The sequence below is a fragment of the Schaalia canis genome (assembly GCF_003858455.1).
Taxonomy (GTDB): Bacteria; Actinomycetota; Actinomycetes; order Actinomycetales; family Actinomycetaceae; genus Pauljensenia; species Pauljensenia canis.
Window position 1 is genome coordinate 300222 of record NZ_RQZF01000001.1, and the last position, 23233, is coordinate 323454.

15 protein-coding genes are annotated in these 23233 nt (G+C 56.5%); all 15 read right to left on the minus strand.

The window, feature by feature from the left end:
- Positions 1-133: 133 nt before the first annotated feature.
- Positions 134-1498, minus strand: coding sequence for a class II 3-deoxy-7-phosphoheptulonate synthase (locus EII11_RS01265; protein ID WP_240623024.1), 1365 nt, complete (start codon positions 1496-1498; stop codon positions 134-136).
- A gap of 43 nt (positions 1499-1541) precedes the next feature.
- Positions 1542-2768 carry a pyrophosphate--fructose-6-phosphate 1-phosphotransferase gene (locus EII11_RS01270; RefSeq protein WP_124867768.1) on the minus strand — a complete coding sequence of 409 codons (1227 nt, stop codon included), beginning with the start codon at positions 2766-2768 and terminating at the stop codon, positions 1542-1544.
- Between the two features lie 142 nt (positions 2769-2910).
- Positions 2911-3738 carry a lysophospholipid acyltransferase family protein gene (locus EII11_RS01275; RefSeq protein WP_124867770.1) on the minus strand — a complete coding sequence of 276 codons (828 nt, stop codon included), beginning with the start codon at positions 3736-3738 and terminating at the stop codon, positions 2911-2913.
- Between the two features lie 210 nt (positions 3739-3948).
- Positions 3949-6666 (minus strand): hypothetical protein, encoded by a 2718-nt coding sequence (locus tag EII11_RS01280; RefSeq protein WP_124867772.1) that lies wholly within the window; start codon positions 6664-6666, stop codon positions 3949-3951.
- Between the two features lie 95 nt (positions 6667-6761).
- On the minus strand, positions 6762-9554 hold the full coding sequence (locus tag EII11_RS01285; protein WP_124867774.1) for a hypothetical protein: 2793 nt from the start codon (positions 9552-9554) through the stop codon (positions 6762-6764).
- Positions 9555-9625: 71 nt separating this feature from the next.
- A complete protein-coding gene (locus EII11_RS01290; RefSeq protein WP_124867776.1) occupies positions 9626-11467 on the minus strand; it encodes an HSP90 family protein in 1842 nt (613 codons plus the stop codon).
- A 252-nt stretch (positions 11468-11719) separates the two neighbouring features.
- Positions 11720-12193, minus strand: coding sequence for a type III secretion system chaperone family protein (locus EII11_RS01295; RefSeq protein WP_124867778.1), 474 nt, complete (start codon positions 12191-12193; stop codon positions 11720-11722).
- 6 nt (positions 12194-12199) lie between these two features.
- Positions 12200-12640, minus strand: coding sequence for a YbjN domain-containing protein (locus tag EII11_RS01300; protein ID WP_165867018.1), 441 nt, complete (start codon positions 12638-12640; stop codon positions 12200-12202).
- Positions 12641-12784: 144 nt separating this feature from the next.
- Positions 12785-15565: a tetratricopeptide repeat protein gene (locus EII11_RS01305; RefSeq protein WP_124867782.1), complete on the minus strand. Its 2781-nt coding sequence runs from the start codon at positions 15563-15565 to the stop codon at positions 12785-12787.
- Between the two features lie 321 nt (positions 15566-15886).
- Positions 15887-18352, minus strand: coding sequence for an alpha/beta fold hydrolase (locus EII11_RS01310; RefSeq protein ID WP_124867784.1), 2466 nt, complete (start codon positions 18350-18352; stop codon positions 15887-15889).
- Positions 18353-18623: 271 nt separating this feature from the next.
- Positions 18624-19010 (minus strand): response regulator transcription factor, encoded by a 387-nt coding sequence (locus EII11_RS01315; protein ID WP_124867786.1) that lies wholly within the window; start codon positions 19008-19010, stop codon positions 18624-18626.
- A 188-nt stretch (positions 19011-19198) separates the two neighbouring features.
- Entirely contained in the window at positions 19199-20143 is a 945-nt protein-coding gene (locus EII11_RS01320) for an FKBP-type peptidyl-prolyl cis-trans isomerase (RefSeq protein WP_165867019.1), read from the minus strand.
- Positions 20144-20159: 16 nt separating this feature from the next.
- Positions 20160-20513, minus strand: coding sequence for an iron-sulfur cluster insertion protein ErpA (gene erpA / locus EII11_RS01325; protein ID WP_124867790.1), 354 nt, complete (start codon positions 20511-20513; stop codon positions 20160-20162).
- Between the two features lie 102 nt (positions 20514-20615).
- Entirely contained in the window at positions 20616-21662 is a 1047-nt protein-coding gene (locus tag EII11_RS01330; protein ID WP_124867792.1) for a glycerate kinase, read from the minus strand.
- A 44-nt stretch (positions 21663-21706) separates the two neighbouring features.
- Positions 21707-23071 carry a M20/M25/M40 family metallo-hydrolase gene (locus tag EII11_RS01335; protein WP_124867794.1) on the minus strand — a complete coding sequence of 455 codons (1365 nt, stop codon included), beginning with the start codon at positions 23069-23071 and terminating at the stop codon, positions 21707-21709.
- Positions 23072-23233: the final 162 nt, after the last annotated feature.

Genomic DNA, 23233 nt, shown 5'->3' on the forward strand with positions numbered 1-23233 from the left:
ATGCTTTCAGAACCTGCTACTCCCCTGCCGAGCTTCAGGGCCCCCGAGGCACCGTAGAGAAAGAAAACTCCCTGGCGGAGCAGCGCAGTGCCCACCAGGGAGTTTTTGTATCGTCACGCCAGGGGCATAATGCTTAGCGCAAGAGTTCAGCGACCTGGAAAGCCATTTCCAAGGACTGCTGGTGGTTGAGTCGAGGATCGACCACAGTTTCGTATCGTTGACGAAGAGAATCGTCGTCTAGCTCTTCAGCGCCGCCAATAACCTCGGTCACATCATCGCCTGTGAGTTCCACATGGATGCCGCCGGGCACTGTCCCCACGCTGTAGTGCGCGTCAAAAAAGCCCCGGACTTCATCCATGATTGTCTCAAAGCGACGGGTCTTGTATCCGGTCGATGAGGTAATCGTGTTGCCATGCATGGGGTCAGTCGTCCACGTGACAGGGCGCCCATCGGCTTTAGCCGCCTCAAGAAGAGGTGGTAGAACCTCGCGAATCCTCTCAGCCCCCATCCGGGTGATAAAGGTAAGGCGACCCTCCTCCCCCTGAGGATTCAGGCGATCCATCAACGACAGCATCTCATTGACGGAGGTAGTAGGACCGAGCTTAACGCCGACAGGATTTCGCACACTCGATAGAAGCTCAATGTGAGCACCGTCAAGATTACGCGTCCGTTCCCCCACCCACAGGAAATGACCTGAGGTGTTATAGGCCTGGCCTGATCGAGAGTCAATGCGTGTCATTGCTGACTCATACTCAAGGAGCAACGCCTCGTGTGAAGAGTACAGATCAACCGAACGCAAGGAGTCAAAATCAGCTCCCGCTGCCTCCATAAACTTCACAGCACGGTGAATTTCTGCTGCCAGTGACTCATAGCGCGCATAGGCAGGATTCGCAGTGAAACCACGATTCCAGTGGTGGACAAGGCGCAGGTCAGCATAGCCGCCCTTGGTGAAGGCACGAATAAGATTCAGCGTTGACGCTGCATGGTGGTAGGTATCCACCAGACGCTGAGGATCAGGGATTCGTGCCTCCTTCGTGAATTCAACCGAGTTCACGGCATCTCCACGATAGGACGGCAGGGTCACGCCATCGCGCGTTTCCATATCTGCCGAACGAGGCTTGGCATATTGGCCAGCAATGCGGCCGATCTTCACCACGGGCATGGAAGCACCGTAGGTGAGGACCACAGCCATCTGCAGGAGGGTCTGGATTTTACGTCTTAGGTGATCGGCGGTGGCCTCACGGAAGGTCTCCGCACAGTCTCCACCAGTCAGAACAAAAGCTTCTCCCCGACCTGCGGCAGCAAGTTCTGCCCGGAGGTCATCAACTTCGCCAGCAAAGACAAGCGGCGGCTGCTGACGCAGTAGTGCCGTCACGTCCTTGAGAGCAGACTCATCAGGGTAGTTAGGCTGTTGCAGGGCCTCATGAGAGCGCCATGTGTCCCAGGGGGCAAGACCCCCTTCAACCGTCTCGTAACTTTCAGGCGCCGAAGGGCGCAGGGGGCCACCAACGGCCCCACTGCGCCCTTCACGCCACGGCAAATCAGTGCGCACTTGCCTCAGCCGGTGCAACACTCTGGCCGATTTCACCCATGAGATCGACGAACCACTGCTGGGTAATGTCGAAGGGCTTACCACCGGCGATACGGGGGAAGGGAATAGCGCACAAGCGGTCGCCGTTTTCCTCGTCATGACCGATGACGCCAGCTTCACCGCGCAGAGCGCACTCGACAGCAAGGTCAGTCATGGACTTGATCAGACGGAGGTCATCAGCGTTCGCACGCGAGGAACGAGAGAAGTAGCCCGACTTTTGAACCATGACCTTCTCGGCGCCAATCTTCTCAGCGAATTGCTTGGCGAACCACTGGCCTGGGTTGATGGTGTCGAGCTTGACGTGGCCGAAGGGGTCGCGCTGAACCTCGATGCCAGCAGCTTCCATTTCAGCGATGATTTCGGGAACACCAGCACCCTCGGACAAGAAGATGTTGACGTTGCCGAGCTCATCCATCACGCCGCGCAGACGCTGAGCTTCAGCATCAATATCAAGGGCCATCTCAGGCAGGAACACAGCGTGAACGTCCCAACGCTCCTTGGACAGACCAATGGAGGGCACCCATTCCTGGGTATCAAGCCACTTGTGGTACTCAAGGGCGCCTGCGGCGGTCAGCCAACCGCAGTGGCGGCCCATGACCTCGTGGACGATGAGCATACGGGGGTTGGAACGGTGCTCGCCAATGATGTTCTGGGAGTACTCGGATACCTCTTCGGCAGCGGTCCATGCGCCCAGGGACTGGCGGATTGGCACCACGTCGTTGTCGATGGTCTTGGGCAGGCCCACGACGGTCAGGTGGTAGTTGTGCTCTTCAAGGTAGGCGGCCAGATCGGCTGCGGTGGTGTTGGTGTCGTCGCCACCGATGGTGTGCAGGACGTCAACACCGTCCTTGCGAAGCTGTTCAGCAGCCTTTTCAAGGGGGTTTTCACCCTCTTCGACCAGTCCGCGCTCAACGAGGTTCTTCGCGTTAGTAAGCTTGACGCGGGAGTTGCCGATGGGTGAGCCGCCGAAACGGTGGAGAATATGGGCATGCTTGCGGGCTTCTTCGTCAATGAGGACGTAGTTACCGGTGAGCAGGCCATGGTAGCCATGCTGGTAGGCGATGATCTCGATGGAGGGGTCAATCTCGTTGTAGCGTTCGATAAGACCGCCAACAGCGGAGGACAGACAGGGGGCGAAACCACCAGCGGTGAGCAGGGCAACGCGACGGACCGACATGGTCACACACCTTTCAGTGAAGTCATAGCGGACGCGGGCGCATCCGCTCACGAGCGTTACTAGTTTACCCTTCACTGACGCCTACGGGATGGACCCTTGTCCTGTCCTCCCCGTCAGACATCAGAGCTGAAGGGGAAAGAGGTTATGTTTCTGGAGTTTCCTCAGAAGCATCTGCGTCGTTATCAGCATCAACAAGGCGACCAGCGGGGCCAACTTGTGGGGAAGCCGGGCCAGCTTGCGGGGAGGCAGAATTCTGAGCACTGTTGGGAACTGGGCCGTCGAATTCGCCGCTAGCCGCAAGTTCAGCCTTGACATCCGCAGCATAGCGGTCGACGTATTCCTGTCCCGAGAGCTTCATGAGGTTGTACATGATCTCATCGGTGATGGCGCGCAGAACGTAGCGATCGTGTGCCATGCCTTTGTAGCGGCTAAAATCCAGCGGCTTTCCGATAATCATGCCAATGTCGGTGCGGCTCGGAATCTTTTGGCCAATGGGCTGAGCATCATGCATCCCGATCATGGCCACCGGAATGACCGGAGCGCCGGAGAGAAGAGCTAAGCGGGCAACCCCTGTTTTGCCACGATGTAAACGTCCGTCGGGGCTGCGGGTGCCTTCGGGGTAGATGCCGAAAAGCTCCCCCTGTGCGAGGCGATCCAGACCAGCTTTAAGTGCAGCTTCCGAGGCGCGTCCACCGGCACGGTCGACAGGGATGGTGCCAACGGCGCTCATAAAAGTCTTAGTTGCCCATCCTTTAACGCCGGTACCTGTGAAGTAGTCGGCTTTCCCCATGAATACGACTTCACGGTCGAGCATGAGGGGGAGGAAGACAGAATCCCATACCGCGTTATGGTTGGAAGCCAAGATGGCTGGACCTTCAGCGGGGATGTTTTCGGCACCTTCGATCCATGGCTTGTACATGCCTTTGACCAAAGGTCCTGCTCCCAGCTTCAACGCACGGTAGAACCCCATGAAATCTCCTTAATGAGGGTATATAGATTCCCGTTCCCACTTTAGAACTCTGGCGACTCCAATGCTCACCATCGCACAAACGTGGGACGATCGTGTCGAAATGTTCAGAGTGTGTCGCCGCACTGAGCGCGCGCCAAGCTGACAAAGGTTTTCGATCTTGGCGCGTTTCTCTTTGGAGTCGCAGCTATGACATGCGGCAAGCAACACGGTCTACTCTGGTGTGGCATTGCCCAAGATGCGTATCAGTTCTTCCGCGCGTGATTTTGCTGCGGACTCTTCCCTGGGAACATCAGCCAGTAACTTAAGCGCTTCTTGAGCATCCGAGAGTGCTTCCCGAGGTTCGCCGTCCTTGACAAGCAGATTTGCCCGAATCACCAGCGCGGTTGCCCGCCCATGAGCATCACCCAGTTCTATGAAGCGGCTCATTGCGTCGTTGATAAAGGTCTTTGCCAGGCTTATCCGGGCACAGTTGGCATGGATTTCAGCCATCTGGGAATGCCAGTGCGCATCTTGGAGCTGAGGGTCAAGCGAGGTAAAACGCAGATAATCCTCTGAAAGGGTCAGAGTTCGCAGCTCATTCATCAGGGTTTCGGCACGCTCGTGATCGTCATGAGAAATCGGATCCGGCTGCCAGCTTATGCCTTTCGCCAAAGCATGCAGGCATCGCGCTAAAGAAGATGCGCTTCTGGTTGCCTTGGATGCACAAGCTTGGCGTTCCTCTTCTTCTGTTGCTGCGTGATAGTGCTCCGCATCCGTGACATATGAGTGGCGGGCAATTTCACATGCTTGGGAGAGGACATCGAAAGCCTGCGCAAAATTATCAACATTAAGGAAACACATGGCGGCATCATGCATAAGATTCGCTGCATTCACCTCATGGCCGTGACGTGAATACCGTTCAGCAGTGTGCAGGTAGTGCCGGGCTGCAATTTCGTCTTGACCGATAAGGGCGTGAGCCCGCGCACTGTAAAAGTGCAGCATCGAGGTGACGCCGTCCAGATACGCGTGACGCTCCACAGCGTCAAGCCCGTTTTGAGCAACTTCAGCAGCGTAGTAAACATCACCTCGCCGCAGAAGGAGGGCACTGAGGTCAGATGCGGCTTGCGCCATTTCTCCTGGCAGACCAACCAGGGCAGCAAGATTAGCCCTTTCTCGGTTGAGCGCAATGGCCTCGTCGTCGGCACCTTGATAGCGGAGCGCATCGGCCCACACTCGCAATCCACGCAGGCGTAAGCCTAGAGGCTCAATACTGGGAGTGGAGAATGCCTCGTGAACACAGGATATGGCCCGCTCACAGTCATCGGCCGCCATTGCCACCTGAGCGGCGTCGAGTTGGCTGAATGCGGGATCAGTGGTCTCCATTGCATGCAGAGCGATGGTGTATCCCGGCACAAAAGCCTCACCCGCCAGATAGCGGAGCCAGCGCCAGGCAACTACCACGTCTTCTGGGAGGTCATTCTCCATTGTGAGATCTGCATAGCGCGGATCCGACCACATGCGTTCAAGCGCTGTATAAGCCCATATCGTCGGGACACCCACACCAGCATTGGCGCACTCACGAAGGAGGTCGTGGAAACTCATTGTCTCCCACGCGCCGTGAAGAGGCAGGGGAACAAAGGAATGAGAAGAGTTGCCGTCACTGTCCGAAGTTGCGACAGAGTGCGGCTCGGACGCAACGGGGGCTTGCCGGTCTTTGCTGTTCTCCTCGTCAAGGAGGAATGTCAGGCTGGACTGATAGTCCCCCAGGCCGGTGACGTCCTGAATGGGTCCGTTATCTGGAAGAGCGGCGAGCGGCTGAGGATGGAAGGCGCGTTCGAGGCGTTGATGTTCCCTGCCTGGAGCTCGATTACCGGGTCGAGCATCGAACTGAGCGGCAATCTTTGTGGCAAGGTGGCGCATCCATTGAGCAGTTTCGGCAATCGTCGGGTCAGTGAGTTCTTCCGCCTCAACCCATTTCAGGTGTTTGCCGGGTAGGGTCACTGGCAAAACCCGCTCATGCTTCTGCTCTGGAACAGCATCACAAACCAGTGCCGCCGCCGCAGCAAAATCGCGCACTGCGCTTGGAGTCGAAGCCTCGATCATCCATGGTAGATGCCGACAGAGTATCCGCAGTGCCCGCTCAAGGCGCTGCGGTCTACCGGCCTGCGCGGAAAGGGTCAGGTACCTCAGGTGGTAGTGCAGATAGTTAAAGTAACGCGCACTGGCCTGGTGTTTCCTGTACGAACGCACATGTGCTGGCCATGCCTGAGCATCATCACCGCATCTGAGCCAGGGCTCCAACATCTCGCTGAGCAGCGCCTCCGGTTGGGAGCTACAAAGACGCCCCTCCCCCGCCAAGCCTTCCTCACCGGCCTGAACTGCCTCTTGCCACAGGCCTTTGTCACTGTAGTGACCCACTATTTGTCCTGGCGCACACCCTTGACAATCGGTCAGGTCTGAATGTTCAGCGTTGATCCACAAGTCAAAAGCGCGGGCGGCAGCTTCTTCTTCCCCCATGGCAGTGTGGAGTTGGTACAGGCGGTAGTAGTAGGCGCGCATCGAATCACCTACGCCTGAGTAGTGCTCGTGCATCTGTTCAAGGATGGACTCCCATTGGGACACCGGCACCGTTGGTACATGCGCCACAGCAATGAGCACAAATTTGTAGAACCACCCGAAACGATGAATGTGGGTTTCTGTGAATAGATCTGGGCGCTCTCGGCGCATTCGATCCAGCCACATGAAGGGAGCAATAACTCGGGTGATCTCGCCCGCACTTTGATAGGAGGAACACAGCTCGGTGTAAGCGTCAACAGCCAGCCCGAGGCTCCCCTCCTCTTCAGCGAGTGTCGCCGCCTGCGCCCACAGGGCTGCACGGCTCTTTCCCGCGGGCATCATCCACGCGCGGTTCATCAATTCTTTCAACTCGCGAGAGCGATCATGCATCATGTCCTCCATAGGCGCGTGCCTGTAAGAGTCGAGCGAAGGGCGTGACGAGCGAGAACGCTCGTTTAGATTCCTCCTCCAGTGGGCACAAAACCTTGCTAGTTTTCATCCGCCTTATCAAGCTCTCGCAGAAGCTTGCGGGCATCACGCAAGGCTTCCTCACCCCTATAGGAGGGGTCTGCGAAGAGGTCGATAACTGCCTGCGCTGCTTCGCGCGCGTTCTCCGGCTGCTCAAGATGATCGTAGAGAGCGGCAAGACGCTGCAGGGATCGTCCTTGAGCACGAGTATCACCCAGATCTTTAAATGCCTGAATACTTGCCAGCATGTAATCCACAGCCAAGGTCCTGCGGTACGCATTGGCCATCATGGTACTCATGCGACGATGCCAGTCCGCGTCACGCCATGCGACGGTCTTGGGCATGTACTCGTCGAATGTCGGATTGGTGACGAAGGAGCGTAACTCGTTCATGAGTTCTTCCATGTGGGAAAAATCCTCATCGGAAATATTGCCCGGCTGCCACACGAGGATATGCGCGTAATCCAAAAGGCAGGACAGCAACTGCTCAATGGCGTACTTGTAGTTGTCAACTAGTTCTTCTTCAGCAGAGTTCTTCTCTCTATCTGCTCCGCCTACACTCTCAGCGTCGCCTTCATTCTCTGGTTCAGCCAGCGTCTCATCACCCAGATGCGTGGCTCGGTAGGCGGCTAAGGCCTCGTCACATTCGGCGAAGTAACGGCGGCTCGCCTTCAACGCAAGGTCTCGAGCAACGATTGCTTGAGAGTACTCGTGACCTTCAGCGTAGCCATCTGCAGCTTCACCATAGGCACCCGCTGCACCGCGCCAGATCTCCTGGCGTTCGAGGATCATTCCCGCAGCGAAATGACGGTTTGCTGCCGCATCTTTACTGAACTGCGCGTGAGCCAGGGCAGCCAAACGGTTGAGTTCCACTGCGGGGCCGTACAGGTGCGGGTAGTGCTCAAAAATATCCAGTCCACTTTGAGCGACCTCCGTTGCTTCGGTATAGCGCCGGAGCTTATGCAGAGTGTTCGTCAAAAGAATGGACACTCCGGCCTGGTCAACCCTGAGACCAAGAAGCGCATTGAGGTTGATGAGTTCGCGCAGACTGTCAACACTCTCCGCGAGGTAGCCAGAAGCTATAGCCGCCATCGAAAGATTAGTCAGGGCTTCCAAACGGACACCGATAGGCTCCACCGACGGGGTGCGCATAGCCTCGTCAGCAAGTTGAGCCGCCTCCATGTACTTCCTCTGATCCAGCAGGTGATCTGATTCCTGCACAAGCTGGTAGGCACGGTCATCACAAACTCGCGGATAGTCTGGGAACTCCTCATCTATCTGTTTGACAACGTTAACGTACTCAACGGTGGCATCCCAGTACTGTTGCAAGCGACCTTCGCCCTGTGGACGATAAGAAGGGTCAATCAGCGTAGGATCCCGGAAGGCGAGCTCGCGAGCCATTGCCACATAGATCGTCGGCACATAGTCGCCATACTCGGCGGCAGCCTCAAGAAGCTCCATGAAGCCCATCGACTGCCATGGTCCGTTCAGAGGCAGGGGAACCAAGGGAGGTTCATCCTCATCCTCATCGTTAGCCCCATGCGGTGCTACCTGGCCAGCGGTAGCACCGACAGCAGAGGTCTGGGTGGTGTCATCAGCAACAGCGAAAGTCGACATCATGGTGTAATCGCCCAGGCCCGAGGCGTCTTCGACAACTCCTTCTTGCGTCAGTGGCGCAACGGGCTCAGGATCCATCAGGCGCTCCACGCGTGCCCTCATGACACCGGGGTGAGGATGGCCTGGACGCGCGTCAAAGGCATCCGCCATAGCAAGCGCTAGATCACGCATCCAGTCGCGCGCCTGAGACAAAGTTGGGTTCACCAGTGTTGGGCGAGTGGTCCACTGAAGTTCGTCGCCTGGCAGGGTCACGGGCAGAACGCGATCATCATGATCGGACTCGAAAGAATCGAGCAGAACGAAGGCCTGGATAGCTGTGTCCATAAGCACCTGAGGTGTTTCAGCTTCCTTCCACCACGGCATGTGGCGCAGGAGGATCTTCACACCACGTTCGAGGCGTTGAGGACGACCCGCACGGCCAGACAGTGCGAGGTAGCGCAGGTGCTGCTCATGGTATTCAAAGTAGCGGGAAGCCTGCTGATAGCGGCGGTAGCCTCGGATATGGGCAGCCCACGCTTCGTCATCACGCCCGCTACGCAACAGCGTTTCTAGAAGGTCAGTAAGCAGCGCTTCAGGCTGGGCACCACAGTGGCGCTTGTCGGAGTTGAGCGTCTCATCGCCAACGCTCAATGCTTCGGCCCATTCGCTACGTTCAGCGTGATAGCGGACGCGGTGGCCTGGATCGCAGTGGCTGCAATCGGACAGTGGGGAGGACTCGGCGGCCAACCAACGCTGATAAGCGGCCTCTGATTCCTCCATCATGCCCATGTCACGGTAGATCTGGAAGGCCCGCATGTTGTAGCTATGCAGGGAATCTCCCAAGCTGCGGTGGAAACGCTCTGTTTCTTCCAGCAGTGACATGCATTGTTCAAAAGGAACGGTTGGTACGGAACGCACGGCTGAGAGTGCAAATTTGTAGTCCGCTGCCAAAGACTCCACAAGATCGTCATTAAAAAGATCTGGGCGTTGCTTGTACATGCGTTCGAGCCACATGAAAGGCGCAATACAGCGGGTGAGCTCTCCGCCCATCATGTAGGCGGTGGCCAACTCGTCATAACAGACAACAGCTTTTTCGAGGTTTCCCTGTTCTTCGGCCAAGGTTGCGGCCTGCGCCCACAGGGCGGAACAGGCTTTGCCCCACTGGGTGGCGTCAGCGCGGGACATCAAATCTTCGAGATCGTCAAGACCTTCAGACACTCTTTCTCCTTCATTCATGTACTGTGACGGCCATTGTCACTCAACTTCACATATCAATAAGTGGTGGGGTTTTAGCCCGCCGAAGGCATACCTGGATCTGACTGCGACCATTGCAAAGAATGGGCAATCAACGAGGTGAATACTGAGGTACTCCATGAGCGCACCTGAGTGTTCATAGGGTGGCGCCCGGCAAGGAGCGCCTGAACATAGAAACCGCGAACGGCACTCTCCATCACAATGGTGTTGTCGATGCATCGCGCAAGCTCGCTGACCACCGTGGCTTTGGCATTGAAGACGAGGCGTGCTTTCGTTTCTCGAGGCTTCTTCACCGAGGCGGCTCCGAAGGCTTCCAAAAGCCCGTCAAAGGCGCCGGTGGCATTACGCGCTTCGCGCTGTTCGATAAGGCGCCCGGCCAGATCAGACTCGGGCAGGAAGAGGACGGGCATGGTGGCCGGCTCGAAAGAGCGTACCTCGACAGAGACGTCCTGGCCTTTCAGTGCCCCTTCCGCAGCGTCGATCAAAGGTAGAAGGGCGGCCTCTTCAGCAATGTCGAGGGGTTCGAGGGCTCCCAGAACCTCCATCGGGTCAAGTTCGCTAATGCGTGCTTCAGGCCGATCCAATGCCAGTTGACCGAGCAGCTCCTCATCGAAGGCGAAGCCAGCGTTGAGGATGCACAGACCATTAGCGGCCGCCACCGGCTCAAGAGTGCGGAATTCGTTGTCAGTGCGGGTGAAGCGGATCGCCCCGTGTTGACTCATCACCTCATCGAGCGTCATAACGCCCATTGATGTCTCGTAGTACAGAGTCGAGGCAACGAGTTCACGCGTCGGGCCGTCAGTAATCGCCAGAGCCTTGAGGCCGTTGACATGAAGTGCGGTGAATTCACGGAAACGACGAGGCGACTCGTGCGCTAGTCGTGTCAACCATTGGCGGATCTGATCGCCAAGGTACTGGCGGGTATGTTCAAGGAGCTCGTCGTCGAAGAGCTGCTCACGCGATGCTGTGGGCTTGAGGTGTTCGGTATCGACAACGACTCTCACGAAGTAAGCCCAGTCGGGAAGGAAGTCCGTGGCCTTCTGGGTAAGCAACATACGACGTAGGTAAACATGATGGCGCAGGCTTTGGCCGGGGGAAGCGCCATTTGCCAACACATAGGCGACGCCTTTGACACCGGAGGTGGGAACCTCAACCTCGAAGGACTCAAAGGGCATGAAGCCAAAGTTTTCCGCACACCAACGATCACGCTGCATGTGGGTCATTTCCCACGGGGCTGCGGGCAGGGTCAGGGGCTCGCCTGGCTCCTGCGAGTCAGCTCGCTCGATGGTGACATTCACCGGCAAGTACTGGCCGTAGTAGCGGATCAACTCCCGTAGCACGCCATACTCGAAGAGTCGTTCACCGGGAAGGGCATCGAGAACAACGGTAGTGCCTGCATCGCCCAGTTCTGTGGGGATTTCTGAAGGGTCAGCAACGCTAACACTCCATGTGCCGTTCTCTCGTCCGACCCAGCGGACAACAGCAGATCCTGGGTGACGAGCTGAGCGAGAGTAGACGAGAATCGTGGGTGACACCATGAAGCACGACAGCAGGCCGATTCCGAATTGGCCCAGGTAGTCAGAACGGGCAAGGCCAAGTTCATCGCGCTTTGATGATGCCCCAATGGTAGCCAAAAGGTTGCGTGCCTCGTCGAGCGTCAGCCCTACACCGGAGTCAGTAATACGAAGCTGATTCCCGGTGGTGATGAAACGGATATGTGAGGGGGCTTCTGGATCAATCTCGTGACGAGCAGTGATGGCATCCAGGCCGTTTTGGAGGAGTTCTCGGACAAAGACTCGAGGCCCTGAATAGAGGTTGCGAGAGAGAATCTCAACAACGCCGCCAAGGTCAACCTGAAAGTTCTCGTTCTGTGTCATGCCGTGTTTTTACTCTCGTATTTTTGTCTTTACCGGGTGTCTTTTGAGAATGATCCTGCCTGAGCATGGGGAGGCGAGCAACACCTAGTCGTGGGTTCTCGCTGGCCAACACACTGCCTAGTCCAGAAGCGATACGCAGTACTTCCCACTAAGGGAGGGGCACAGCCAGGAAAAGCTCTGGCTATGCCCCTCCACTTTGTCAGATCCTGTAACGGAGGCGAGGGATTCGCAGCTTCCTCACTCTCGAGGCTTTCAGTCGTCGCTTTCTGAACGACGCTTTTCCTCAATACCGAGGTCCTTGACGTAGGCGTCAACAGCCTGGACTCCGCATGCGATTGCGATATCCAAGAATTCATCAAGCTGCTCGTCACTCAGACCTGACAGCGTCAGCATTGAGGTGTCAACACGCATCATCAGATCCCCATCGTCGTCAACGTAGGGGCGGGCAGTACCAAAGATGGTGTTTTCATTCCACTGTTCAGCCCATGCCAATGCCTCATCGAAGCGACTGCCATCGTCGTAGTAGGCCGAGGACCAGACATACACGCTGAAGAAACGGTTCTCTGAGCCTAGTTCGATGACTGTTCCGAAACTCTCGAAGATGGAGCTGAGGTAGTTTTCGTGACGCTCATACGACCATTCCTTACGCTTCATCGCCTCCTCAAGGCGATCAAGAGTAACGGGCATCGTCACTTCAGCAGCGTCTGCTTTCTTCCTAAACCACATAATGTGTCACTCCTCTTCCGACCATGTCACCAGGTGGGGCAGTTCCTTTTCGAGATCTTCAATCGTCCCGAAGAACATTCCCATGGTGGCGTTGAAGTAATCCTTGAGCTGCTCATCGTTCAGCCCCTGGGTCAGAGGAACAGAGTGTTCCATCACGAAGATGTAGGGGGCATCCTCACTACCGTCTCCCTGAGGGTAAGACTTGGGGAAGTTCTGACTGGAATTGACCTTGTGACAGAAGGCTCGGATCGTCGCGCCATCTTCTTCCGTGGTGCTGGATCCACGCCAAACGCCTGTGGTGCGAAGAGTACGGTCGTCAATATTGATCCAGACCATGAGGGGTGTAAAACCAAAGGTCAGCTCGCCTGATTCCTGCACGCCGTAGTTGAGTTCTTCCTCATCGAGCAGGGCTCTCATGCGATCATAGGTCACTGTAGGTAGTGCCACAAAGGGCTCCTCTCCACCCCACCAGAATGGGGGATTATCAAACTTTCCCATCAAAGCTATCAGGTGATTACTGGTTCACAGCACAGAATGGGCTGAATGTTTCCTGGGAAGTTTCGGTGAGCGTCAAGGCCACTGCCTAACCGCCTACATCGACTCACACTCAGCGAGCATCTCCTGAGCACGCCGCTTAAGAGGAATCAACTGACGAGACACATAGGACGACGTTCCCTCCAGAGCGCACACACGATGAAGGGTCTCTCGCGCTGTCACATAATCCTCCCTATGCCCCTGAGTCCACGCCAGCATGAGCAATTGATCTGCCTGTTTGAGCACGTCCCCGCACGCCGCGAAACGTGATGCCGCCTCTGTGAAGTAGGTCAGGGCAAGAGCAAAGCGGTAGGACTCAAGCATCAACTTACCGACATCCGCATGCCACTGTGCATCCATAAGTTCCGGGCTGCGTTTACTCATGGCTGCATACTCCTGTGAGGTCACAATGGTGCGCACCTCATCCATCAGCTGTTCCATCAGCGCAAAATCGTCATCAGACACATTGCCGGGCTGTTCAGCCAGAGCCTTAGCGCACTCATTTAAAGAGCGCACATAGGCTTGCTGAGCACGCTCAAACTGTTCCTGTGCTTTCTCAGCCTCTGACAAAGAGCGTGATTCTTTGCTCCCGCCCTCGGCAGTTGCACAAGAGAGTTGCACACGTGCCTCTTCAACTTGTGCCCGGCTCAGGTCACGATAGTGACGGTAGGCAGTAACACTCTTCCGATAAGCCTCAATCCCTCTGCGAAACTGTCGGCCACGGGTGAAGTTTTCGCCGGCTTCTGTAAAACGGAGTGCCGCCGCTACATAGAGCTCAGCACCCATAAGATCCTGTGCGGCGCTCATGTAGTGGTCGCCTGCTGCGGTATAGAACTTCGCTCCCGCACAGGCCTCTCCCCCACGCAGATGGAGAGAGACACGTAGGGCGTACATGTGCGGGTAGTGCTCACTAATATCGAGGGCGTTCTGCGTGACCTCTGCTGCCTCGACAAAGCGTTTCTGTTTGGTAAGGGTATCGGCGAGCACACCGGCAGCAAGAGCCTGCTCAACGCGCAATCCAAGCAAAGCAGAAAGATTCGTTCCCTCACGCAATGCATCAATCGCTTCGTCATAATAGCCAGCACTCGTTGCCGCCTGAGAAAGGCCAGCAAGACCGCGAATCCTTACCCCAAGATCTTCAACGCTGGGGGTGCGCATCGCCTCATCAGCAAGCGCTGCAGCCTCCATATAGCGCCTCAGGTCAAGCATGTCATCCGACTTTTGGATCAACATATACGCGGCGTCATTGGTGACAGTGCGGTCTTCAGAGGTCTCATGATCGTAATCGACGGAAGAGAGTGCATCGTTGACAATCCATTCCCAGGTCTGCACCAAGTGCTCATCAAGTTGAGAACGGAAAGACTCATCCGCCAACTGTGGGTCCAGACAGACGCGCTCTCGCGCCTGGTAATAATGGATGGAGGGGACATACTGGCCAAGACGAGCACACGCATCAATAAGCTCAAGGAAGCTCATCTGCTTCCATGCACCATTCACCTGAAGGGTGACGTAAGGGGGCTGATCATCCTCATCATCGGCAGAGGTGGCCTGATCATCGTCACCACGAACCTGCCCGACAGCAGCTCCACCTGAAGACTCCCCGGAGGTTCGCACAGCCTGATCATCCCCTACCTGGGACAGCGGCGTGTAGTCGCCCAAACCAGTAACGTCCTTAAGCAGACCTTCCTCAGGAAGCGCAGGCGCAGGCGCAGGATTCATTGCTTTCAGAACGCTGGTTCGCTCAAAACCCGGGTTCGGATGACCGGGACGTGCGTCAAACAAGTCAGCAAGCTTCAGTGCCAATTCCTTCATCCACGTGCGGGCCTCAGCAAGGGTGGGATTGTGCAACGTCGGATATTCAGCCCACTGGAGATCGTTGCCAGGGAGCGTCACCTGGAGGACACGGTCGTCCTCGTCAGATGGGAAGGAATCAAGCAAAATGACACCCGATGTCGCCATGTTCATCAGTGCGCGCGGGCTCTCCGCGACGGTCCACCACGGCATATGACGCGTAAGGATCGACAAACCTCGCTCAAGACGATCTGGACGACCCGCCCGGCCTGAGAGCGCGAGGTAGACCATATGCTCCGTGAGATACTCAACGTACTCAGGGCTTTGCTGATGGCAGCGGTAGGAACGCACATGTAGAGCCCAGGCTTCAGAGTCCCGGCCAAGATAGAGCAGAGGTTTGAGCATCTCCCCCATGAGGTGCTCTCGCATATTCTCCTCAACATCCCCATCAATCGCTAAGCCTTTTTCGCCGATGGCGACAGCTAGCTCCCACTCGCTCCTCTGAGCGTGGTAGTTCACCTCAACAGCGCAGTCACGGATGGTTGCCTCGACAACCTCAAAAGGTGTCGTTGAGAGGAAGCGCGCATATTCTTCTTCTGCTTCCGCTTCCTGCCCGAGGGACAAAAGAAGCTGCCAACGCCTCAGATGGTACGTCTTTAAGGGATACCCGCCCTGAAGGAAGTATTGATACATCTGAGTGCTCAGGGATTCGATCTGTTCAACCGAAACGTGGGGAACCGTGGCAACTCCACGAAGCATGTAGTCATAGGTGAAAGCGAAGGCACGTAGCGCCTCTTCAGAAAATAACTCGGGATGCTCGTGATGTGTTCGATGAACCCACATGAAGGGGCCAATGACACGCGTTGATTCTCCACCCCCGACATAGGCGCTACAGAGTTGAAGATGGCAGTAGACAGCAAGTTCATCATTGCCGTGTTCAAGCGCAAGGGTTGCTGCCTTTGCCCAGAGTGACGAACAGGTCTTTCCCCAAGGAGTTGCGCTTGCACGCTCAATCAGATCTCTGAGATCTTCATCGATTTCACTCATGTTTTATCCTTCCTCAGAGAGAGTCGATAGTTGAGCTCAGCCGACCACACTTGCAGCGGCACACACTTCAACGTCATCACATCAATCTCTAGACCGTGCCCCAGTCAGCACTGACGTTTTGGAAGGGACATCAATGCCTTCCTGTCACAAAGTGCCTCACAATCTGCACACACCGCATGTCAGGCTAACAGCTATCTCTGAGAAATTCCCCGAGAACCGATCGGGAGCCGTCCGGGAAATACGAAGATGGGCCGCGCTGAGCACGGCCCATCTTCAAAACGTCCGCCCTCCTTCAGGAAGGCAAACGCCTGCGGCTCACCGCTATCGAGTCACGCGAGCTCCTCGTTGAGCGATGAAAGCAGAGGCAAGCACCATAAGCGCTCCGGCGGGAAGCACTCCCAAGACAAGAAGGAGGGAGTCTTGCGTCGAAGCACCCGTAGCGGCCAGCTTCTTCTGAGGTGAGGAAGGCTGAGCATCCGTGGTTACCGTCGGAGCAGATGCGCCCTCGGCGTTCTCCTTCTTGGAATCTTGAGCCTTCTCGTTACCGGATTCACCATCCTTTGAAGGATCATCACCCGTTGCCGGAGGCACTAAAATTCCCGAGTTATTGCCAGGGGCAACAGCCGCAGCCGTTACCGTCAAGATGCCGACCCCCTTGACGGTAGGGTCATTGTCAGCGGGGTTGGCCGGCGCAACAGCAACTTCAACTTCCCCAGCAGCAGCACCGGCAGGAATTGCCACGCTAAAGGTGGCCACACCTTCAGCCGAGCTGCGGGCCGAACCCTTGACTAAGAATCCATCAGGAACGGTGAGGACATAGTCTGTGTTGCGCACCAGTCCAGTGACCATGATCTGGACCTCGCTGCCAGCAGCCCCACTTGTCGGAGCAATTTCCACCGTGGGGCGGAACGAGTGAATCTGACACTCGTTCCCTGTGATGACATTGGAGAAAATATCCTTCGTCGACACGTTGGTAGCGCCCGTTTGATCCGTCGGAACAACGAGATCAACAAAGTACCGGTCCCCAATCTCGGCTGCGCAGTCGCCTGCGCCTGCCGTGTACGAGCAGTGCTTGTTTGCTGCCACGCTCAATAGCGTGCCACCCAAGGCATGTGCAGCAACAACACCATCTTGATAAGGGGTCGCTGGATCGTAGGTTGTCGAAACAACGAGGATATTAGGCATTGCCGTCAATGTCTTGCCCTGAGGCAAAGTCTGCTGGGTGCTGTAGTACGTGCACCAATCAGCTTCGGGTTCTAGACCGCGTTGAGTGCCATCAGGGTTCTTACCTGGATCGGTGAAGGGAGCAAGTGCGTATTGGTCCTCAAGGCGCTTACGCGCCGCAGCGAGCTCATTTGCCCCTTCGGGTGTGCCCGCGTCAGTGCACCAAATGCTTTGGAAGGCTCCGTTGAAGAACGTGTAGCGTCCTGCCTCATCACGCTCGTAGTAGCTGTCAGCAAGAAGCATCGCGGTGTCACCAGTGTTATTGTCTTTCAGCTCTGTAAGAGCCATGTTGAGAAATGGCCAGATGCTTTCGTCATACATTGCCTGGATACTTGCCTGCGTGACGTCCTTAAAAGAGACTGGGCGTGGCGTTGCTTCCGTGGTGGCGTAGGCGGTTGCTCCCCATGCCTTTTGTGCGATCGCCTGGTAGTTGGCCATGAGTTCGCTAAGGTCCTGCGAGGTTCCCACTGCGCAGGGGACCTTTTCACCATTGACGGTGAAACCGTTATTAGTTGCACAGGTTGTCAGGAACTGTTTAAAGGTGGACTGGAAGCCTTGAAGCTGAGCGAGTTCAGAGGAAAGTCCCTGACTGTTATTGGCGGTGTATTGCTCGTATTTCTTTGCTTCCTCAGCATTGTTTTCAAAAGGATTGACAACGCCGTCGAGAATCATTGCACGGATATTGTCAGGGAAGGCCATGGCGTACTGGTAGCCGATGGAGGTGCCATACGAGTAGCCGAGGTAATTGATCTTAGGATCACCAACAGCGGCACGAGCAATATCGAGGTCGCGGACCACGTTGCCTGTGCCTACATTGTCGATAAACTTCTTGCCGTTGATTCCTGTGAATCCCTTGCCGCTATTGGTGTAGCACTGCTGGGTGTTGTATTCCAGCACCGAGTTTTTCTGCTCGGCGGTCAGCAGATCAGAGCCCTGACGTTGGATATCGAAGGCATGGGAGGATTGGCAGCGGACCATCGGGAGTGACGAGGATACGCCACGCGGATCGAAGCCGACGTAATCGAAGCGATCACGAACTGGGCCGGTGTCATTGAGGGCGCCCAGGGCAGAACTCATGCCGGAGGCACCCGGACCACCTGGATCGACAAAGATTGTGCCGATACGTTGAGAAGGCTCACGAGCGGGGACCTTCAAAAGGCCAATTGCAATGGTGGGGCCATCGGGTTCGTCATAGTTCAAGGGCACGATGAGGTAGCCACATTCGACTCCCTCACTGGGGTAACCCTTGCCATCTGGGGCAAAAGGTTGGCAGTCCCCCCATTCGATTTTCTGGGAGTAGAACTCATGAAGTGCCGGTAGGGTCACTCCCGCACCTGGCCCACCGGCATGTGGGCGCCCGATGGTATATGAGCCGTCAGTATTTTTGAAACGATCGGCAGCGGCTGGCATGAGGTACTGGCTATCCTCAGGGGTGATTGCTGCGAAATCGAGAGGATCAGGAACTGGCGCGGCAAGAGCACCGCCAGCCAAGACCGTCATTGTTATCGCGGATGTGACCGCAGCTGCGGTCAGCGTTGCGAGGCTGTGAAGTGGAGTCCTCATGAGGTCCCTCCAATAAGATTCGATAGAGATTGCACGAGCATGCGCCTCTATTGTGGAGGGCCTCACCCCTGACTTTCAGAATGTCTCAAATAGTGTCTGAAGTGCATATATAAAGCATATTTCCTCAAGTGAAGCTGCGTTTTTCTCGCCACCACGCTCCTTCCAGCGCGGGGCCTCTTCCACTGCGGTAATGCTGTTGTGCGCACACAGAAAAGTTGCCTGTGGGGAAACATTTGTTTCCCCACAGGCAACTTTTCTGTGTCTTGGAGGATCAGGCAGTCAACACGTGAGCAATCGACTCTTGAACGGTGATCGGATCAAAGGGGGCAGGGATCGTAACGGCTGCGCCCGCCCATGTTGCCAACCATTCATCCTGTGGGCGAGCAGTCAGAACAACCAGCGGGGGAAGTTCTTCATGGGTCGTTGCCAGTTCACGAGCGATGGAAAGACCCCCCTCCTTAGGGGATTCGGCATCAAGAACGAGGGCTGCGAATTCGACGGAATCCACAAGATCGTGGACACCATAAGCCGTTGCTGCCTCGTGCCAAACAATAGTGGGAGCGTCCTTGGACGCGCGAACACCAACGGCGTCCTTGATGGCCTTTCGGGTTTCGCTATCGTCGCTGAAGAGCAGGACATTGACCTGTGCGTCGGACATGGGGCCTTTCCTCCGTAAAAACAGTGTGCTCGCCATGAGCAGTGGGCTCCGAAATGAAGTCAGGCGCAACGCGCCCACTCAATGAACATGCCCATTGTACGCCTCAAGCGGGCAAATCCTGATTTCAGGACTCGCCCGCTTGAGGATAGCTCGCTGCTCAACCAATGGAAAAGAGCGGCGCTGGACAATCAGGGCATGCTCAACACGGCAAGCACGTCGATGACCGCTGCAGAAGCAAGCTGCTGCTCATTGCCAGGGTTGGTGTACAACAGACGAGAGCCAACGGTCTTTCCCGCAAGAGGAGCCGCACCTGGTTGAAGAATCTGCGCTTGTTCCCATGTTGACGGTGCCGGCGTATCTGAGCCTTGCAGCGCACCCTCAACTCGGTACACAACGTAATCCTTGTCGGTAATGACAGCTCCCTTGCCCTCCGCAAGGACAGTAAATCCATCTGTGATGGCAGTGTCAGACTTTGCGAAAGTCACCGTCGGCCGCTCGCCAAGGGTTCCCTCAACACTGATCCCAGCAGGCAGTTGGGCGTCAACGGAAGTTGCCTCCTTCAGCGCACTGTTATCAGCAGGATCTGCACTGTTGAGAATGTCGACAACAAATACCAGCGTCGAACCGCCAGGAATGTTCTGGGTTCCCTGCTCTCCGTATCCCCACTGCGCAGGAATAACGAGCTGAACACGGTCGCCCACCTTTTGTTCGGCCAGACCATACTTCCACCCGGGAATCACACCATTGAGGGAGAAAGCAATAGGCTCACCGCGTTCAAAGGAGGAGTCAAAAGGCTTACCGTCCCAAAGGACACCGGCATAGTTGACCAGAACAAAATCGTCAGGACCCACGACCTTGCCTGAGCCCTCCACCAGGGTCTTTGCAGACACAACTGAGGGTTCTTCGCCTTCACCAGCCGAGATGGTCGGCGTTTCACCGAAGCCACCAGTTACCGCGGGGAAATTGCCCTCGCCTGAACGATCCACAGTGGGAGCTTCCTGGATGGAAGCAGACTGACTAGCCGAAGCCTCGTCACCCTGTGCTGCCGACTGGGGCAGGTTACTGGAACACGCGGCAAGAGAGACAGTGGCGAGCATGGCAAGTGCCGCCCATGTCAGGTTCTTCTTCATCATTGGGCTAGGGCTACTCTCAGTGGAAGGATTCGCCACAGGCGCAGGTGTTCTTTGCATTGGGGTTATCAATGGTGAACCCCTGACGCTCAATGGAGTCAGCAAAGTCGATTGAAGCACCAGCCAGGTAGGGGGCGCTCATACGGTCGACAATAACCTCAACGCCATCAAAGTCGCGGACAGCGTCTCCATCCAGCATACGATCGTCGAAGTACAGCTGGTAGATCAGGCCAGAGCAGCCGCCAGGCTGAACGGACACGCGAAGGCGCAGATCGTCGCGGCCTTCCTGCTCGAGAAGGCTCTTGACCTTAGCGGCAGCCACATCGGTCAGCAAAACCTCGTGGGTGCCCAGTTCCGACGTATTCTCGGACATGTTTCTCCTCAATCGGATTTCAATGATGTAGGAACAGCCTACGCGGCTTTCATCGGGTATGGCATATTGAATCGGCCACCTTCGGTAGAAATGAGAGCAGTTTTATATCGAACGCGACACGCGCCGCAGCCAGGTATGAGCCACGCGACGTCCAAGATTCTCCAAAGCATCCGCACTGTCTACCCCCAACATCACCCCATGCAGCCCCCACTGGGCAATCTCATGACGCGACAGCGACGAATCCATTCCAATCGCCACAACGGGCAGGGCACTACCAGCACAAACCTCTGTTAATGCCGGAAGATAGCTTTCTGCCAGAAGGGGCCCATGAAGGTAGGGCTCAAGAATCACGCACAGGTGTGCTCCCTCAACACGCTGGGCAAATCCTGTCACCTCAACAAGGTACCCACCAGCATCTCGGATCTGACCACCACACGCGGCAACGATCGCCCCGATGCCGCCCCCCGCACCGCTTCCCGGCAGACTCGTCACACGAGGCTGCGTGCCATTGAGGAGCGGCAAAGCGGAACGAGCTGTCGTATCAGCCTCGTCAATCGCCCTCGTCCACTCAGATGCCATCGACATGCTGACATCTGTGCGTGCACTCAAATCAGGATTGACAGCCAACATTGACGCCATGCCGTTGAAAGGCCGCAGGGTTGTGGCGGCAAGAATAGGTGCCTGCTCACCAAGATCTTCACGGCATTGAGCGACAACTGACGCCACGACCTCCCTAAGCCCGACAGCCTCAGCGCGTTCTTCCAACTCGGAAGAAGTACGCCCCGCCATACCGGCAAGGAAAGAAAACCACAGGTCAACGGAAGCAACGTGCCCGGCCTCAATGACGCTTCTGCGCCCTTCCTGAGCCCCCTCACGCACCCGAGAACCAAGAGCGCGCGCATCCTGACAGTCGAAGGGGACGTTCAGGGGGACCACCGCTCCCCCGCTCTGCTGGCAGGCAGCAACAAAAGCGTCCCCCGGGCCAAAAGGCATGATCTCCACCTCAAGCTCAGGAAGCGTTTGACGCATCCCACGCGCGCAGGCAGATAAAGCCTCCTCGCACGAGGGGGATGGGATCTCGGCTGTGGAAGCCGGAAACAATGACGTTCCCACAACCGTGTCCCAGTGCCCACACAGGACGATCTTCATGTCAGGTTCTCTACCTTGTTCTCTCAGAGGTGTCTCCACGAGCCTCAGTTCGCAAGTCGAGCCAGCAGCAAGGACTCCGCCACGATGGCGGCCTTGAGATCAGGAATCGACTGCGATTCATCCTCAGAATGTGCATTCGTCATCGGATCTTCAACACCTGTCACCACCACCTGAGCAGAGGGGAAGACCCGTTGGAAATCAGAAATGAAAGGAATCGAGCCCCCCACACCGATATTGACCGAGGGGACACCCCACGCTTCAGTGAGAACCTCATGGAGCAAAGCGGTCACCTCAGAATCAAGGTCCGCCTGGTAGCCTGGACCATACTCGTTAGGGGTAACAACCACCTGCGCGCCGCGAGGCGCATGTGACTCCAAGTGCGCGACAAGAGCATCCATCGCATCCTTGGGCTCAACACCAGGAACGGTCCGCATGGACAGTCGGAAACGCGTATGAGGACTGATCGTATTCGATGCCTTCTCCACCGGAGTCGCATCAAAGCCAATAACGGAAATGGCCGGCATCGTCCACATGCGAGCCGCCAGATCAGCAGTACCCGCAAGCTGGTAGGAATCAAGGACCCCAGCGGCCTGGCGGAACTCTTCTTCTGGCCAGTCCACGTCGGCGTGAGGATTGCCCCCCAGACCGGCAACCGCCACGTCACCGGCAGCATCGTGGAGTGTGGCAATAAGTTCGCACGCAATGATGTTTGAATCGAGGATCGGCCCGCCAAACATCCCAGAATGTACGGCATGATCGGCGATCGTGACGTCCACTGTGCACACGCAATTACCGCGTAGCGATGAGGTCAGGGCAGGTTCACCAACCTTCCAGTTATCCGAGTCAGCCACGACGATGACATCGGCTTCCAACTGCTCTCGGTAGGTTTCAAGGAAGGTCACGAAGGACGGTGAGCCGAGTTCTTCCTCGCCCTCAATAAAGACCGTCACATTCACGCCCAGGTCCTGTGCAAGAACAGTCAGCGCACCGAGGTGAACGATGATACCTGCGCCATCATCGGAAGTGCCTCGTCCATAAAGGCGATCACCGCGTACTTCCGCGGTGTAAGGATCAGAGGCCCAGCGGCCCACATCACCCACGGGCTGAATGTCATGGTGGGCGTAGAGCAGGACGGTGGGAGCCCCGTCAATGCGCGGCGTGTGGGCAACAACTGCAGGCTTGCCCTCGATCCCTTCGGGAGTGGTCACAGAGTAGATATCTGCATCGAGGCCCAAAGCGGCGAAACGGTCGCGTACATGCTCCGCACTTGCTTGAAGGTCGGCGGCGTGTTCAGGGGCGGAAGAAACGGAGGGAATCGCCACAAGCTGGATGAGTTCATTAAGCAGTGCTGGGAAAGCTGCTTCAACGCGCTCGCGGATGGTGTCGGTGGTCAAAGTCTGATGTGTCATGGCATCCACCCTAGTGGGCGGCGGCCCTCTTCTTCGACTCTTCCTTCTCTGGGTCGCGGCTGTGATCCCTTAAACACTTCGCTCTTTCTCTGGGGGATGTTGCCCGAACGCTTACTATAAGGAAAAGCCCAACCCACGGTGATGCGCACGCCCACGCCTCTA